Annotated in this window: 15 protein-coding genes and 1 pseudogene; 10 read left to right on the top strand and 6 right to left on the bottom strand. The window is 41.6% G+C overall.

What is annotated here, in order from left to right:
- Window positions 1–65 precede the first annotated feature (65 nt).
- The 4 genes from PSYC_RS06085 to PSYC_RS06070 all read left to right on the top strand — a co-directional run bounded on the left by PSYC_RS06085 (window position 66) and on the right by PSYC_RS06070 (window position 4,745).
- Window positions 66–1,268 (top strand): 3-oxoadipyl-CoA thiolase, encoded by a 1,203-nt coding sequence (locus PSYC_RS06085; RefSeq protein ID WP_011280442.1) that lies wholly within the window; start codon window positions 66–68, stop codon window positions 1,266–1,268.
- A 65-nt stretch (window positions 1,269–1,333) separates the two neighbouring features.
- Complete coding sequence (locus PSYC_RS06080) at window positions 1,334–3,028, top strand: fatty acid--CoA ligase (RefSeq protein ID WP_011280441.1); 1,695 nt, start codon at window positions 1,334–1,336, stop codon at window positions 3,026–3,028.
- Window positions 3,029–3,126: 98 nt separating this feature from the next.
- Window positions 3,127–3,597 (top strand): acyl-CoA thioesterase, encoded by a 471-nt coding sequence (locus PSYC_RS06075; RefSeq protein WP_011280440.1) that lies wholly within the window; start codon window positions 3,127–3,129, stop codon window positions 3,595–3,597.
- Between the two features lie 116 nt (window positions 3,598–3,713).
- Complete coding sequence (locus PSYC_RS06070; RefSeq protein WP_011280439.1) at window positions 3,714–4,745, top strand: hypothetical protein; 1,032 nt, start codon at window positions 3,714–3,716, stop codon at window positions 4,743–4,745.
- Window positions 4,746–5,085: 340 nt separating this feature from the next.
- On the opposite strand, the gene PSYC_RS06065 is transcribed toward PSYC_RS06070, so the two are convergent.
- The 5 genes from PSYC_RS06065 to PSYC_RS06045 form a co-directional block, all read right to left on the bottom strand.
- The gene (locus PSYC_RS06065; RefSeq protein WP_011280438.1) at window positions 5,086–5,805 is read right to left on the bottom strand and encodes a PAP2 family lipid A phosphatase; all 720 of its coding nucleotides are present in this window, start codon (window positions 5,803–5,805) and stop codon (window positions 5,086–5,088) included.
- Between the two features lie 47 nt (window positions 5,806–5,852).
- Entirely contained in the window at window positions 5,853–6,296 is a 444-nt protein-coding gene (locus PSYC_RS06060) for a diacylglycerol kinase (protein WP_011280437.1), read from the bottom strand.
- A gap of 351 nt (window positions 6,297–6,647) precedes the next feature.
- Window positions 6,648–7,961: a sensor histidine kinase gene (locus PSYC_RS06055; protein ID WP_011280436.1), complete on the bottom strand. Its 1,314-nt coding sequence runs from the start codon at window positions 7,959–7,961 to the stop codon at window positions 6,648–6,650.
- 100 nt (window positions 7,962–8,061) lie between these two features.
- Entirely contained in the window at window positions 8,062–8,748 is a 687-nt protein-coding gene (locus PSYC_RS06050; protein ID WP_041757664.1) for a response regulator transcription factor, read from the bottom strand.
- Window positions 8,749–8,837: 89 nt separating this feature from the next.
- Window positions 8,838–10,532 (bottom strand): phosphoethanolamine transferase, encoded by a 1,695-nt coding sequence (locus PSYC_RS06045; RefSeq protein WP_041757662.1) that lies wholly within the window; start codon window positions 10,530–10,532, stop codon window positions 8,838–8,840.
- A 284-nt stretch (window positions 10,533–10,816) separates the two neighbouring features.
- Here PSYC_RS06045 and arsS point away from each other — a divergent pair, with 284 nt between their 5' ends.
- From arsS to PSYC_RS06020, 5 genes are all read left to right on the top strand, one after another.
- Window positions 10,817–11,785 carry an arsenosugar biosynthesis radical SAM (seleno)protein ArsS gene (gene arsS / locus PSYC_RS06040; RefSeq protein ID WP_011280433.1) on the top strand — a complete coding sequence of 323 codons (969 nt, stop codon included), beginning with the start codon at window positions 10,817–10,819 and terminating at the stop codon, window positions 11,783–11,785.
- A 93-nt stretch (window positions 11,786–11,878) separates the two neighbouring features.
- Window positions 11,879–12,688 carry a DUF547 domain-containing protein gene (locus PSYC_RS06035; RefSeq protein WP_011280432.1) on the top strand — a complete coding sequence of 270 codons (810 nt, stop codon included), beginning with the start codon at window positions 11,879–11,881 and terminating at the stop codon, window positions 12,686–12,688.
- A gap of 17 nt (window positions 12,689–12,705) precedes the next feature.
- Window positions 12,706–13,446, top strand: a complete 741-nt coding sequence (locus PSYC_RS06030; RefSeq protein ID WP_011280431.1) for a TIGR04283 family arsenosugar biosynthesis glycosyltransferase — start codon at window positions 12,706–12,708, stop codon at window positions 13,444–13,446.
- Window positions 13,447–13,533: 87 nt separating this feature from the next.
- The gene (locus tag PSYC_RS06025; protein WP_011280430.1) at window positions 13,534–14,157 is read left to right on the top strand and encodes a TIGR04282 family arsenosugar biosynthesis glycosyltransferase; all 624 of its coding nucleotides are present in this window, start codon (window positions 13,534–13,536) and stop codon (window positions 14,155–14,157) included.
- 95 nt (window positions 14,158–14,252) lie between these two features.
- On the top strand, window positions 14,253–15,320 hold the full coding sequence (locus tag PSYC_RS06020; protein ID WP_011280429.1) for a methyltransferase domain-containing protein: 1,068 nt from the start codon (window positions 14,253–14,255) through the stop codon (window positions 15,318–15,320).
- 131 nt (window positions 15,321–15,451) lie between these two features.
- Here the strand turns inward: PSYC_RS06020 and mtnP are convergent, their stop codons facing one another.
- Window positions 15,452–16,345, bottom strand: coding sequence for an S-methyl-5'-thioadenosine phosphorylase (gene mtnP, locus PSYC_RS06015; protein WP_011280428.1), 894 nt, complete (start codon window positions 16,343–16,345; stop codon window positions 15,452–15,454).
- A gap of 456 nt (window positions 16,346–16,801) precedes the next feature.
- On the opposite strand from mtnP, the pseudogene PSYC_RS12010 reads away from it, so the two are divergent.
- Window positions 16,802–16,903 (top strand): annotated as a pseudogene (locus PSYC_RS12010) (adenylosuccinate lyase); the annotation flags it as partial.
- Window positions 16,904–17,065: the final 162 nt, after the last annotated feature.

Raw genomic sequence — 17,065 nt, 5'->3', positions numbered from 1 at the left:
CTAGTAATGTTACTAAACTATATGTTTTAATAAGACAAACTCTCAAAACACAACAAGGAAAAGTTATGTTAGATGCCTATATTTATGATGGATTAAGAAGTCCTTTTGGTCGGCATGGAGGAGCATTAGCAACGGTTCGTCCTGATGACTTAATCGCCACAGTGATGAAGACTTTGGTCGAAAAACACCAATTACCCAATGATATTTTTGATGAAGTACTAATCGGTAATACCAATCAAGCTGGTGAAGACTCACGCAATATCGCCCGTAATGCCGCGTTGCTAGCAGGGTTAGATGTCAAAACGCCCGGTCAAACCGTCAATCGCCTATGCGCTTCAGGATTATCGACCATTATTGATGCCGCTCGTAGTATTACTTGTAATGAGGGGGATATTATTTTAGCGGGCGGCGTTGAGTCAATGACCCGCGCCCCCTTTGTTTTTGCCAAGACCGAGCAGCCTTTTAGCCGTGAGTTTAAAGTATTTGATACCACCATTGGCAGCCGCTTCCCCAATCCTATCATCGAAAAACAGTTTGGTAGCGATACTATGCCGCAAACGGGTGATAATGTTGCTCGCAAATACGGCATTACTCGCGAAGAAGCGGATAAATTTGCAGCGGCCTCGCAAGCTAAGTACCAAGCGGCAAAACAAGCTGGGTTCTTTGATGATGAAATAACGCCAATTATGGTATCGCAAGGTAGAAAATTACCAGAAAAAGCGATAGCAGAAGATGAGCATCCCCGCGCTAGTTCTACTGTTGAAGCATTACAAAAACTGAAACCTTTAAATAACGAAGGGGTCGTCACAGCAGGCAACGCATCAGGTATCAATGACGGCGCAGCTGCTCTTATTATTGGATCAAAGCAAGCAGAAGAAAAGTTAGGCTTTAAGCCTATCGCAAAAATTCTCTCATCCGGTGCTATGGGTGTTGAGCCGAATATTATGGGCATAGGCCCTGTTGAAGCTATTAAACTGGCATTGAAACGTGCTGATTTGACCCTTGATGATATGTCCATCATTGAGATTAATGAAGCATTTGCCTCGCAAGTACTCGGTTGCCTCAAAGGTTTAGATATTGACTTTGATGATAAGCGCGTCAACCCTAATGGCGGTGCTATTGCCATTGGACATCCGCTTGGTGCATCAGGCGCTAGAATAGCGCTAAGCACTGCGCGCGAGCTACAGCGTACGGGTGAAAAATATGCAGTGGTCAGTTTATGCATTGGCATTGGGCAAGGGCTTGCCATGGTGATTGAACGAGTTTAATTCTTTTAAGCTACCTTTACTATTACTGTTCTCGCCATACTATTTTATTATCAAGGATGACAATAATGACTACGATACTTAACCAACATGAGGACTACCAGCAAGCTCAAGAAGCTTACGGTTTTCCTTTGATTATCAAGCAGCTACTAAACCGTGCAAAAATCGCCTCTAAAGATCAAACCATTAGTTATGCGGATAAGGTTACTTATACCTATGCTGAATTTTTTAAGCGCGTTAATCGCTTGGCAAACGTACTTAAAACAATGGGCTTGCAACCGGGTGATGTGGTTGCTGTTATGGATTGGGATAGTCATCGTTATCTTGAGGCGTATTTTGCGGTGCCCATGTCTGGAATGATTTTGCAAACGGTCAATGTACGTCTGGCTGAAGACAAAGTGCTGTATACCATCAACCATTCCAAACCAAAAGCCTTGTTACTAAATGCTGAATTTGAGCCAATGGCTAAAAACTACCGTCACGAAGCTCCTTCTATTGAGAAAATAATTTGGCTGGATGACACTGAGTATGGTGAAGACAATATACAAACTCAGCAAGCTAGCATGCCAGATTATGTCGAAGGTGAATATGAATCCCTGCTAGCCGAGGTCAGTGATGAGTTTGATTTTCCAGATTTCGATGAAAATACCATCGCTACCACATTTTATACCAGTGGTACGACAGGGGACCCAAAGGGGGTTTTCTTTACCCATCGACAGATCGTATTACAGACTCTATCGAGTACGCTAGCATCTGCACTCAGTGCTGAAGGTCAAGGTGCTCGCTACAATGATGTCTACATGCCAATGACGCCATTATTCCATGTGCACGCATGGTGTTGGCCGTATGGGGCAACCATGATAGGGCTCAAACAAGTATATCCAGGGCGATACATTCCCGAAGTGCTAGTTGACTTGATTGAACAACATAAGGTTACGTTATCACATGGTGTCCCAACCATTTTACAGATGTTAATTAAAGAAATGGCAACACGAGGCCGCAAGTTTAACGGTCTTAAGTTGTCAGTAGGTGGCTCCAAATTAAACGAAGGTCTGGCTGAAGTCGCCATTGAAAGTGGCATAGAGTTTATCTCGGGGTTTGGAATGTCCGAGTCCTGTCCTGTGGTAGCTAGAGCGGTATTCGATGATAAAACAGATGTAATGTCCATGGACGAACAGATAAGTTATCGTTGTCTTTCTGGCTCACCCATTATGCTCGTTTCGATGGAGATTTGGGATGAGAATGGCAAAGCCCTACCAATGGATGGTGAGTCGACCGGTGAACTCGTTATGCGAGCGCCTTGGCTGACCCAAAGCTATTTTAAGAATCCAGATGCTGGCGATGAGTTATGGCGCGGTGGTTGGATGCATACCCAAGATATTGCCTGCATTACCGCTGATGGTACTCTAAAAATTACTGATAGGCTCAAAGATGTCATCAAGTCAGGTGGCGAATGGGTATCCTCTCTTGAAGTCGAGAATATTTTATCATTTCACCCTTGCGTTGCTGAAGTGGCCGTAATTGGAATAGCAGATGAAAAATGGGGCGAACGTCCTCTAGCGTTAGTAGTCCTAAAACCTGAGCATGTTGATATCAAAGCGGAGGATATTTTAGCCTTGGGTCATCACGCGGTTGAAAAAGGCTATTTGCCAAAGTATGGCGTTCCAAGTGAAATAAAATTCTTAAGAGAAATGCCGAAAACCAGTGTGGGTAAGCTTGATAAGAAAAAAATGCGGATGATGTACGCAGAAAAATTAATCTAATCCAAAAAACTCTATTAGTGACTGCAAAAAAAACAGTCAATTGAGCTTACTGATAATTTTGACATGTATGTTCATTGGCGTGACTAGACGAGACAAATATGAAAGCTTTAGCAAAATTACCGGAAATACAAGAGACGCTTAATAAAGACAGTAACCATCCCATGCATGGTTTTGCGGTTATTTACTCTCAACAAGTAGAGTGGGGTGATATGGATTCTTTTGGTCATGTCAATAATGTGGTCTATTACACTTATGCCCAAAACGCTCGTATTTACTATAACAGTCAATTAAATCTATTTAATGAAAAGACTTTTTCAGTCATGGCGGCATCATCCTGTCAATATTTCAAACCAGTGACTTATCCTGATACCTTATGGGTCGGTGTCCGAGTCAAGAAAATTGGCAATGCTAGCTTGATTCATGAATATACTTATTATAGTACTGCTATGAATACTATTGTCGCTAGCGGTGAGTCAGTGCTGGTGTATCTTGATAAATCCAGTGGACAAAAGAAAAATATTGATGAAACAAAAAAAGCGGCGATTACTGCTTTTGAAGGTGTTCACTAAAGTAGGAGGCAAGTTCTTTAGTACAAGGAGAGGGTACTGGTATTTATGAAGTGAAAAAATACGGTAGCGATAGTTATTTGAATGGATTTTAAAACAATACAAGGAATGTATAGATTATGCTTTATATCAAAAAGTTGTCTTTTGGTTTGGCGGTTCTTGGCGTATGTGTACAGGCACAAGCAATAGATCTTGTCACGAATGGAGATACTACTCTAAGTATCGGTGGTTATGTTAAAGCCGAGGGTATATTTTATTCTCCAGATGAAGGCGAGTCTGAGTTCAAAGGCAATGCACGGCAATCTCGGATCAATCTTAAAACCACTAAGAAGGTAGATGATAAGAAATTAACGGGTTTTATCGAAGGGGATTTTTATGGTAATGCCGCAAATGGCGGTTCAGACTTACGGCTTCGCCATGCTTATGTTCAGGTCAATGATTTGACCGTAGGTAAAACATGGAACGGTCAGTTCTTAGCGGTCTACCCACTTTTGACTGAACAGCTTGACTTTCGAGGTACGGGTTTGGGAACCATCTCTGGAGGTGGCGCTGATATTCGTCCGGATTTGACTGTGCATTATACCCATAAAGGGCTTCGTTTTACGGCTCAACAACCTGTTTATGATGACGCTAACCTGCCTGATATGGTGGTGAGCTATAAAAATAATATATCTGATCTTAGCTATAACTTAGCGGTCACTGCGCGTGAGGCTAAAAATGGAAACGATTCAGATGTAGGCGTCGGTGTCTCTTTGGCGGGTAAACTCAAACTGGGTAATGACTCATTACATGCCAGCGTATTCAACGGTGAAGGGATGGGTGCCTATTCTACAGTATGTGTCGGGAAAGTGCTTGGGGTAACTGGCGCTTTAGATTGTGATGCGGAAGACGGTAAGCTTGTATCGCAAACGGGCTTTACGGTAGGATATAGACATAAATTTACAGAAAAGCTTCTTAGTAACATGCGCTATGGTGAGATTAATGTAGATGATGCGGCTGATACTTCTGTAAATGTAAAAAGCATAAACCTTGTCTATAATTATTTACCAGATCTCGATTTTGGTATTGAATGGCGGGATCGAAGCGATAAGACCTTATCACAAGTAAAGAAAGGTCAGCAAGTTGAAATCATGGCAAAATATAGTTTCTAAGCTATTTAGCTATTTAGCTGAATTTAAATTTGAATAGTATTTTGTTTAAAGTTATAAATCATACCCCACTCTCAACTATCATAATTTTTGGCGTAGGCTGTGGCTTTAGCCCAGCGTTTTTGGCAAATTGTTACGATTGACTGGGCTAAAAGCGCCAGCCTACGATAGCCCATATTAAGTTGAGAGTCGCGTATCTCATGGTCTAAATCATGATTATGCAGTTATTGCTTGTGTCACAGGTTTCGAAAAAATGCAGACAGAGGCTGCAAAAAATTTACACCAGCAATACTGTAGCGACTTTAAAGTATTTCAACTATAACTCATAAAGCGTCTAATTTTATTATTTTAAAGACCTTTTGAAAAAGAGACTTGCGAGCGCACAAGTTATCGTCCATGCCAGTAGCATCGATACTAAGGTATGACTGAAAAAATGGTCGCCAAAAGACATCTTATATATCCCCATCGTCCATCCTAAAACTGTGACTATTACAAAAACTTTATAGCGATATTTTCGTAATGTTGGTAAAAATGCCAATCCATATAAAGAAAATCCTGCGCTGGCATGCGCTGCTGGAAAGCATTTCGCAGGCGTTTTAGCGAGTATGTTTTGCCAGAGATTGAGATAGGATAGATCGCCATTAAATAAGGATAAGTTATTTGGGCAACTAACATGGGTGAAGCTTTTGAGCGTTGCGATAACCGTAGGTACCATAATGATAGTAATTAATAGATAAGCTATTTCTCGGCTGGACAATGCGGCGATTGGTCTAATAAAAAATGCTTTAGCATTTACAGTCTTAGTAAATCGACTTTGCCAATAGCACCAAGTTAAAACAGTTATTAAATAGACGCCGAATAATATTAATAACAGTTTAGGAGAATCATAAAAGATAAACGCATAAGGCTGCGCATCTTTTTCGAGTAGCCAATGTCCATTTGCATAGAACAGCTCACTAATACGAATATCAAATTGGCTGTGCTCAAACGTCAATGTCGCAATAATGGTTAAGCACAGCAGCTTGAGCCACATCCAATCAGTTGATTTTTTTGCTAGAGTCATTGAGTCACCTTTTAAACTATATTAAGTCAAAAATATCCAAGTCTTACTCAATATAAAAGGTTCCATACAGACATTACCCATAAGATAAACAAAAGTAATAACACCAAAAATTGCGCCGCAGAACCCACATCCTTAGCTATCTTGGCGAGTGGATGCTGTTCTGTTGAGGTATAGTCAACACTGGCTTCAAGACCCGTATTAAATAGCTCAACGATAAGGGATAAGAAAGAGGTGATTATCAGCAGCATTTTTATGCTGATATCAAAAGGGATAAGTATGATTGCAATGAACAAGACAAGGTTGAGCCAAAATACTTGTCTAAAAGCCGCCTCAAACTTATAAGCGGCTTTAAAACCATCTAGAGAATAACCAGCGGCTTTCACAATACGAGAAAAACCTTTTTTACCTTTAGCAAGGCTGGCATAGCTATTAGGTGCAAGCAGCTCAGTAGCGGCTATTTGATTTTTTGGTTCAGAGTTGTCTGTATTCATATTGAATTCTTAATACTTATTAATATTGAGTAATGCTGTAGAGTTTGCCTGATTTAAAAAATAACTAAATATAGTCGGTGAAAAGTAATATCGATACAACACGTATTGCTGGTGCAAATTTTGCTTGCTTGCTGTGCCTACGCAGACAGAGGCTGCAAAAAATTTACACCAGCAATACGGTAGCGACTTTAAAGTATTTCAACTATAGAAAATTAGCAAACCGTGCTTATAAAGACAATTCTTATAAGGACAGTATAAGACAGTGCATCTTAAGAAAGCGTTAAGACAGTTAAGAGCCGTAACACAATATCGACTCGTTGATGTATAAAAGAGAGCAAAGACGCATCTATGCTACTTATTATAATAAACACTAAAGGTACTACCGCCTGTCTTATTAGCTTGGTGCGTTAACTGCCAACCCATATGAGCCGTGATACGTTGCACAATACTCAGACCCAAACCGCTACCTTCTACCTGATCGCCTGTATTGATATCATTTAGCCGCTCAAACCTCTCATACAGTAGCGGCATCATAATCTCGGGAATCCCAAGACCGGTATCAGAGACTGTGATTTTCTCACTATCGATGGTTACAATGACTTCACCATCATCAGTATACTGAAAGGCATTTTTTATTAAATTACCTAACGCCATTTTTAGCAGTTCAGGTCGCACGTATGCCACATAATCTGTATCAGCGACCACTTTACAACTTACCGGTTTATGGCGGAGCAAATATCTTAAGCGTGACACTTCGTCAAGGGCGATGGTGTTGATAGACGTTTGCGGTGTGTCCAGTTGTTCGGGCGCGCGTGATAAGAGTAATAAAGCGCTGATAGTTTCAGAGGTTTCTTTAGCGGTAGTGCTAATACGGTTGGCGAATTCGCTCAAGCGACTATTGTCTTCAAGTTGTGAAGCAAGTACTTCAGATGCACCCATGATAATGGTCAACGGTGTGCGCAATTCATGACTCACATCGCCAGTAAACAGTTGCTCGCGTTTTAGATATTGCTCTAGCTTATGGTTTTTTTCATCGATAGCTCGTGCTAATACCCCAACTTCTGAGGGTAGATGGGTCAATTCGGTTAGGTTTTGATGATCTGTTTCCACTGCTTGCTTTAAATCTAATAGAGGCTTTATGATTTGCTTAGATGATAAATGCGAGAATAGCGCTGCAATTAGCAAGCTCAAAACGACCGCAATTTTCAGTGCATCGGCAAATATATCCTCTAATCCTTCGAAGATGGCTAAAACAGGATAGTTTTCCATCACCATCACCATCTCAATATCTTCTAAGTATGTCAAAATATAATGCTGCTCATTTTGTTGATGGGAAAAAAAGTGAAGATTGGTTTTAGTGTTGCCCGCTTGGTTATTCACGGTTACACGTATCTCTTGAACAGTTCCGTTTGCTATTTTTTTTAAATTCTCAGGCGCACTATCATAACGATAAATTTTAATACCAGGATTTGCTGTATAAGCAGCCTGCTCACCATGTTGTCTTTGACTAAGTTGTAGCTGTTGTAGAAGAGGCCCTTTAACTAAGTCCTGTTCAATTCGCATCTCAGCATACATAAAAATACTGACGAAAGTGCTGCAAAGCAATAAGGCGAATAGGAAGTATGAGATTCGAAACTTATTAGCGATTGAGTCTATAGTGAACATGGCATGTGCTTATTTAGAGTCGGGCAATAGAGAGGGTAAGAAGAAATACAGGTAGGACTCCTCATTATAGCGTTTCATAATGAAGTCATATTATGGGTTTTTACACCTTGTCTGGATCAATAATTTGGTAACCAACGCCAGGCATCGTCACTATCATGGTTTTATCGAACGGCTTATCAACTTGTGCACGCACACTATGCAAATGTGTGCGAAGGGCATCACTGCTTGGCACATCCTGTTCCCATACCTTTTCCTCAAGCTCAGTTTTACTAACCACTCGTGGCGAGGCACTCATTAGAGTGTGCAGAATTTTGAATCCCGTTGGGGTTAATTTTAATGGCTTGTCGTCTCGTTTGACACTGTGTTCAGCTACGTTAAGAGACAATGAGCCTACTTGTATATTGTGCTGAAAATGTTCGTCTTGATGACGGCGTATCAGCGCTTTTATACGTGCTTCTAATTCAACCAATGAGAAAGGTTTGACCAAATAGTCATCAGCACCACTATCAAACCCTGCGACTTTATCCAAAATAGTGTCACGCGCGGTTAGCATTAATACGGGCGTCTTATCATGCAGCTCTTCTCTGAGCATTTTACACAGTTTGGTACCGTCCATACCGGGAAGCATCACATCCAGTAGTATCACGTCGTAACGATTGTTTGCTGCCAGTGCCAAGCCACTCAGACCATTATGGGCATTATCCAGCTCAAATCCTTTTGGTTCAAAAAAAGCATAGATATTTGCCACGATATCGGGATTGTCTTCAATGAGAAGAATTTTGTACATAAGCTTTTTATCCATGACTGTTTTATCTACGAATGTTTTATCTAAGAACAGTACCAACTCAAAAGATGTTAACTGGCGTAATAGATGATTTAATTACCATTCTTAAAAAAGGTAGGTTCTGATTGAACCTCTTGAGTAGTAATACCAAAAAAACTCAATAAGGTTGGGGTAATAAAATCATGTGACACCGGCTGATTGGTCATATCAGACAGACTTTTAGTATTAATACCATTGTTTTTAGGAGACCAAATGATTACTGGCACCTGTTTTTGGGCATTCGGCGCAATACCGTACGGCAGACCATGTAAATACACGTTGTTTTCACCCAAACTTTCCCCATGATCACTAATATATACCATCACCACATCATAGTCTTGTTCGTAGGGTTTTAGCGTATCTATGACGGCATTTAAAAAGTAGTCAGTATAGCGAATCGCATTGTCATAACCGTTAATTACCGACTGTTCATCACATTTGGATAACTCATTGGTCATACAGACTGGCTTGTATTCTTCAAACTCTTTAGGATAGCGTTGGTAATAAGCAGGACCATGATTGCCCATTTGATGTAATAAAATTAGTGTATCTTGTGGCTTAGCAGCTGCTTTGACCCCTGTGTCCGACTTAACTAAAGTATCAAAGCCGTCAAGCATGCCAATATCACGACACTCACTATCACAATTAGGGTTTAACTCAGAGGTTTTATAGTCTTCAAAAGTGACTCGATCTGCCACGCCTTTAGAGCTAGAATTGTTGTCTCGCCAGATGACATTGACGCCTTGTCTATTGAGCGTATCCAGCACATTCTCATTGTACTCAGCAGTATCTATGTCGTAGTCTTCTCTGTTAGCATAACTGAACATGCACGGTACTGAATAAGCGGTTGAAGTGCCGCAAGAGGTAGCATGCTTGAAGCTATAGATGTCTGGCTGGCTGGCAAGTAGCGGCAGCGTATCGCGTTTATAGCCATTTAAACCAATATGATCAGCGCGAACTGTTTCACCGACTACGAATACCATCAGCTTAGGTTTTGTTGTGCTATTGACGGCTGCTATATGTTTTGCATCTGTCGCATGCAGTATCAAGGTATCAGGGCGACGTAGCTCATCGACATAGTCGGTACCGAGTTTGATGATAGAATAAATAGGGGTAATGGGATTGGTATAACTACGCACTATTTTATGCTGGCGAAAAAAGCTGGCGTATTGATCTCCGAATGGCAATAGGCAAACTGCTATTATCGCAATAGACGTTATCAAGGTGATTGCCTTTTGCACGATTGAGCGACCTATAGATAGGCGCTTTATACGAATCTTGCTGATCACAAAAGCTGGTAGCACACCCAATAGCAGCAGTCGAATAACAAAGCTTGGTGCCATCAATCCCATCGCTTCTGCTTGATCAGTCTGCAAGCTATTAACCAACATACCACGGTCAAATATCGTCCCATAAGTATCGGTGAAGTAACTACATGCTGCCGCAATCAGCACCATAGCAATCAGTACTATTTTTGCTGTTGATCGATAACATAATAGCTGAAACAATAACCACATCAGCCCAAACAATAGCCCGCTAAGAGAAGCTATGAAACCAATGTTATCAGCAAATGGATAGATCATTAATACTTGCTTAAAGAAGCCGATATTTGCAGTAGCAACGAGATATAGTACAACGACTATAATTAGATAAGTAAGATTGACCTCACGATGATGAAATTTACTTTTATCGCGGCTTGCATCATTGGTTTCTGCAACGGCTGGATCAGCAATTAAGTGTTTTGACATACACGGACTTCTTAATAAAATGAGATAAAGTTTCATTCTCTAAGGTAGCAATTACTCTGTTAAGAAGATGTTAAGAAGTCTAGATTAAATGCATAATAGATAACGAATGTCATATTGTTCAATAATCTAATATTAATGGCAATACAATTAAGAAAAAATAAGGTATTATTAATTAGATTAACTTTATGTAAGCAGTGGATTTGTAAGACAAACGCTATCTATACCAAAACTTTAGTGATGTCCATTTATACTCAAGAAGGCTGAAAACTGGATTCTATACCATTATGAAATCTACCATTGAATTACTCGAAGATACTGATTTTCCTGCTATTAAAAGGCGAGAGCTTAAAATCCTGCAAGTGAATATGGGTTACTTATGCAATATGTCCTGTGTGCATTGTCATGTTGCAGCCAGTCCGTACCGTACGGAGATGATGTCACGTGAGCTGGTTGAGCTGATTCCACAAATTTTACAAGCGCAAAATATCGATACACTGGATTTGACTGGTGGCGCGCCTGAGATGCACGAAGACTTTAAGTACTTGGTTAAAGCGGCACGAGCGTTGGGTGTCAAAGTGATTGATCGCTGCAATCTGACGATTCTGATGGTAGAAGGTTATGAGGATATGGCGCAGTTCTTAGCGGACAATGAGGTTGAGGTAGTAGCCTCGCTTCCTTGTTACTCATTAGAAAATGTAGACAAACAACGCGGCAAAGGGGCATTTGATGACAGTATCTTAGGACTGCATAAGCTTAATGCCTTAGGTTACGGTAAATCTGGTTCGAATTTAACGTTGAATCTTGTGTATAACCCGCAGGGAGCGACGCTACCGCCCAATCAGCAGCAGCTAGAAGCTGACTATAAGCGTGAGTTGAAAGTGCATTTCGATATTGAGTTTAATCAGCTGTTTGCCTTAATCAATATGCCTATTCAGCGCTTTGGTGCGGTGCTATTGGCTAAAAAACAGTTCCATCCCTATATGGATCTACTCAAAGTCAATTACGTGGCTACTAATTTAACCGAAGTAATGTGCCGCTCGACTATCAGTGTGAATTGGCTAGGAGAATTATTTGATTGCGACTTTAATCAGCAACTAGAGATTCCGGTGCCAAACAAATCTCGTCGCCATCTACGAGATTTATTAACACAAAATCCTGCTGGTGATGATATTGCCATTGCGGACCACTGCTATGGTTGTACGGCAGGACAGGGCAGTAGCTGCGGCGGTACTTTAGAAGAGTCAGCTATTTAGCTTTATTAATATCCATGAAATGAGAATAGACGAAACTAGAATAGATAGAATCAGCATAGGCAAAAACTTATCAATATCAACGGAGTTAATACAATGTCGTTATTCAATAACTTAGTAGTCAAAACGACTATTGCCACCGCTATCTTGTTATCAAGTGCAGCGGCCTATGCTAATTTTAATCACCGCAGTTGGGACGCGTTGCTAGATAAACATGTGATCATGACCAATGCTGGCAAGGCGTCTGTAGTGGATTATGCTGGCATGCAAGCGGATAAGAGCAAGCTGTCAAGCTATCTGAATGCTACTAGTAAAGTGACTCAGTCTGAATTTAATCGTTGGAATAAAGATGAGCAATTAGCATTTCTAATTAATGTCTATAACGCAGGTACGGTAGAGTTGGTGCTCACCAAATATCCAAATATCAAGTCAATTAAAGATATTGGATCAGTATTAAGCTCACCTTGGAAGCAGAATTTCATACCACTGTTGGGTAAAACGCGCTCGCTGGATGATATTGAACACAATCTGATTCGCGGCTCTAAGCGTTACAATGACCCGCGTATTCACTTTGCGGTTAATTGCGCAAGCATTGGCTGTCCTGCACTCCTAGGCGATGCTTTTACTGGTAAGCACTTAGATAAGCAGTTAGAGCAAGTCACCAGTAAGTTTTTGGCAGATAGCAGTCGTAATCGCCTAAAAGGCAATAGGCTTGAGATATCGCCCATTTTTAAATGGTATAAAGAAGATTTTGCGATGGGCTGGCGCGGCACTAATGATGTTGAAGAATTTTTGGGACGTTATAGCCAAGCATTAGGAATGAATAGCTCTCAAGCAAAAGCATTAGCGCAGGGCAAAATAAAAGTCAGTTATACCGATTATGATTGGCGCTTGAATAAAAAATAAATTGGGTGTTAATAAAAATGACTGCTGTGCCGATTAAACTCTCTATCGTAGTACCGTTATTAAACGAAGCGGATAATTTGACGCGATTGATTGGTTATCTTGCCCATCTGAACCCACTACCGCATCAAGTCATATTGGTCGATGGCGGCTCAACGGATGGCTCGGTTGTTATCGCTAAGAAACTGATTAAAGGTTTGATAAATAGCAGTCAAGCAGATATTAACTGGCAGGTTGTTGATTGGCAAATAACAGAGTCCGCCGCTGGTCGTGCTATCCAGATGAATGTAGGTGCTGATCTAGCAACGGGTAATGTGTTGCTATTTTTACATGCTGATACACAGCTGCCGAGTCATGCTATCACTGAGATTACATCGGCCGTCATGCGAGCCGAGTGGGGACGTTTTGATGTGCGTTTGGACAGTCCTGAATGGATGCTTAGCATAGTCAGTCAGATGATGAATTGGCGTTCTAGATTAAGTGGGATTGCAACGGGTGATCAAGCGATATTTATCAAAAAAACACTTTTTGAGCAGCTGGGTGGTTACCCTCAGCAGCCACTTATGGAAGATATTGAGCTTTGCAAACGTCTTAAAGCTATTGGTAAGCCGGCTTGTCTACGAAGCAAGGTGATAACTTCAGCACGGCGCTGGCAGCAGTATGGCACGTGGCGCACAATATTATTGATGTGGCATCTGCGTTTTGATTACTGGCGCGGTGTCTCTGCTGATAATATTAAGCAGCGTTATTATAAGACTTAGGTAGTAATTAAGTCTTGATTAAAAAGCACGGAGCGTTTAATAAGCTCAAACTATCACAATTTCTGATAATAAAATGTCGAATATTCTATGCCAAAAGACACGCTCATCATTATTTTTGCCAAGTTTCCCGCTCCCGGCATGGCAAAGACCCGTTTGCAACCCGCAATCGGTCTTGATGGCGCATCACTTATGGCGAAACAGTTATTATTGCATAGCGTTGAGCAGGCACTAGCAACTGGATTTAGCGTCGAGCTGTGTGTTAGTCCAGCGCCAAAGGATCCGTGCTGGCAGACGCTTAATTTATCTAAATCATTGCAGTGGTCATCGCAAGTAAATGATGACTTAGGGTTACGCATGTTAGCTGCCAGCCAGCAAGCGCTAAGTAAGTTTGAACAGCTAGTATTGATTGGCACGGATTGTCCAAGTTTAACGTCATTACGCATTCAAGAGGCAGTGCAGCAATTGAAACAGTCTGATACGGTCATGATTCCTGCCTCGGATGGCGGTTATGTGCTCTTGGGATTTAAGCAAGCTCAGGCTAGTTTATTTTCGAATATCGAGTGGAGTACTGCCAGCGTGGCAGCGGTGACTCGACAACGTATCGCAGCATTGGGTTGGACGCTGGCATTACTAGAGCCATTGCATGACATTGATGAGCCTGCAGATTTAAAACATCTGCCCATAGGCTGGCTTGAAAAAATAGGCTGTTGATTGGCTTGTTATTCAAATATGACTAATAGCTCTTATCTTTAGGATGACACTGATAAGATTGCTTAAGCCGTTTTATTATTAATAAGGAAAGTATTATGCATGAGGTCGTTCAAGATTATTATGGCAAGCAGCTACAAAGTACCGAGGATTTAAAAACGTCAGCATGCTGTGATGTTAGCAATATGCCAAGTTGGTTGAAGCCTTTGTTGGCGAATATTCATGATGAGGTTTTAAGTCGATATTATGGTTGTGGATTGGTCTGCCCAGCGCTACTTGAAGGCTGCCGTATCCTAGATTTGGGCTGCGGTTCGGGCCGTGATGTCTATGCATTAGCACAATTGGTTGGTAGTACCGGCCATGTGGTCGGTGTCGATATGACGGATGAACAATTGGCCATTGCAAAGCAGCATCAAGATTATCATGTGGATAAATTTGGCTACGACAATGTGACTTTTCTTAAGGGTTACATCGAAAAACTAGATGAGCTAAACTTAGACCCCAATAGCTTCGATATCATTGTCTCAAATTGCGTCATTAACCTATCACCTGATAAAGCAGCGGTCATGGCCAGTGTGCAGCGTTTGCTCAAGCCTGGCGGTGAGTTTTACTTCTCTGACGTCTATGCAGACCGCCGTATCCCACAGCAATTGATCAATGATCCTGTCCTCTATGGGGAATGTTTAAGCGGTGCATTATACTGGAAGGATTTTGAGCGCCTAGCGCGACATGCTGATTTTTTAGACCCACGTCTGGTTGAAGACCGTCCGCTTGAAATCACTGATCCGCTACTTGCCGCTAAGATTGGCGATATTCAGTTTTTTTCCGCTACTTATCGATTGTTTAAGATTGCCACGCTGGAAGATGCTTGTGAAGACCATGGTCAAGCAGTCATTTATCGTGGCACCATTGACCAGCTACCGCATCATTTTAACTTAGATAAGCATCATGCGATTGAGACGGGCCGCGTCTTCCCCGTCTGCGGTAATACTTTTCGTATGCTAAAAGAATCACGCTTTGCTAAGCATTTTGACTTTATTGGAGATGATAGTCGTCATTATGGTATTTTTGCAGGCTGTGGTGACATCCTACCGTTCGGTAATCAAGCCAATATAGTGTCTGATTCAAACGTCGGGCAGTCTGTTAATTCAGGAAGCTGTTGCTAACAAGAAGATTGGTACGATTTTGAGAAAAAGGTTTGTTAAAAAAGCCATCTGTCAAAAATAAAAGAGGCCATCAAATCATTTGATGGCCTCTTTTATATGAAAAAACGTTATAAAGTCTAAGGTCTTAACCTCTACGGAAGTAACGCCGCAAGTCTTGTCTTAGTCTCTTCGCTCATCGCTTCAACAGGCGTAACTAATGCTCGGGTCAAAGCATTATGGGCAATGGATTTAGGCTGTTCGGATGCAATTAATGCCACGGCTTGCTTAATCACTTGCTGCGCGTTATCTGCATTTTTCATTAGATTCTTTATAGCGTAATCCGCACTGACGGCTTCCTCATGCGGATGCCAGCAATCAAAATCTGTCACAAGCGCTAAGGTCGCATAGGCGATGCTGGCTTCGCGAGCGAGCTTAGCTTCTGGCATATTGGTCATACCAATAATGTCTGCTTGCATCTGCCGATACCAGTGTGATTCTGCGCGAGTTGAAAACTGAGGTCCTTCGATACACACATAGGTCGCTTTTGAATGGCACTGCCCATCCGCAATATTTGCTTGATCATAAGCTCGCATTAAGATGTCTGCCACCTTAGGGCATAAAGGGTCGGCCATTGATACATGGGCGACTGCACCCTCTCCAAAGAACGTACTTACTCGCTGCTTCGTCATATCAATCATCTGATCAGGGATGACCATATCTAATGGTTTCAGCGTTTCTTGCAATGAGCCAACCGCTGATACTGAGACGATATAGCGTACGCCTAAAGTCTTTAAGGCATAGATATTGGCACGGTAAGGCACCTCAGATGGGGTTAACCTGTGCCCTTGACCATGCCGCGTCAAGAATGCGACCGTGACGCCATCAAGTTCACCAAGCACAATATCATCGGACGGATTGCCATAAGGCGTTGGAATCGTAATGCTTCGCTTATTGGTTAGAGCTTGCATTTGATACAGACCGCTACCACCGATAATAGCGATATCGGCAGTGTTTTTTACTGTATTTTCTACTGCAATTGAAGTCATGTTAGGTTCCTAATGATAATTAGTAGAAGTTGTCAAAGTTAATGCTACTAGCGTTTAGCGACTCTCTTATACATACCTTGAGCAAGCGCTTTAACGATCATCGCCTGACTTTGTACAAAGCCATTATACTTGGGCAAATCATCATCTACATCGCTGGTGCGGTGATTATAAAATAGATGCATAGTCGGTTTAGGTAGTGCAACCAATGGGCTGGTTGTTGATCGTATAAGTATTGCTATAACAGGAGCAAGAGCCTTCTTGTGGGGCAAATTCTCTGCTCATTGGTCAGTCCTTAATAATAGGGGGGTGGATATTCATTATTTCGAAATATAGCACTATCTTAGCGTACTAGTGTAGTCGCTTTCAGTATCATGATCGAATATGATCTATGCTGAAGAAGATGCAGTAAACCGCCCCAGTATTGTCGGAGACTCAACATTCTGAGAGAATACGACAATGAAAAGACAAACCTACACTCCTGAGATTAAAGAACGCGCCGTTCGCATGCTCATTGAAGCATCGGGCGATTATCCCTCCACGTGGTCAGTCATTCAAGCCTGGACTGGTTCAATAAAACCCGACTGCACAGTACGATTGGTTATGTGTCACCCTTTGAGTTTGAAAAGCGGTATTATGATAGTTTAATCCTGTCAGGCATCGCTGCTTGACTCAAGTAAATCAGCCTTCGATAAAGTCGGGGCGGTTCAAATTCGGTGTTCA

The organism is Psychrobacter arcticus 273-4 (genome assembly GCF_000012305.1).
Lineage (GTDB): Bacteria > Pseudomonadota > Gammaproteobacteria > Pseudomonadales > Moraxellaceae > Psychrobacter > Psychrobacter arcticus.
This window is presented reverse-complemented; position numbering and strand designations above follow the sequence as displayed.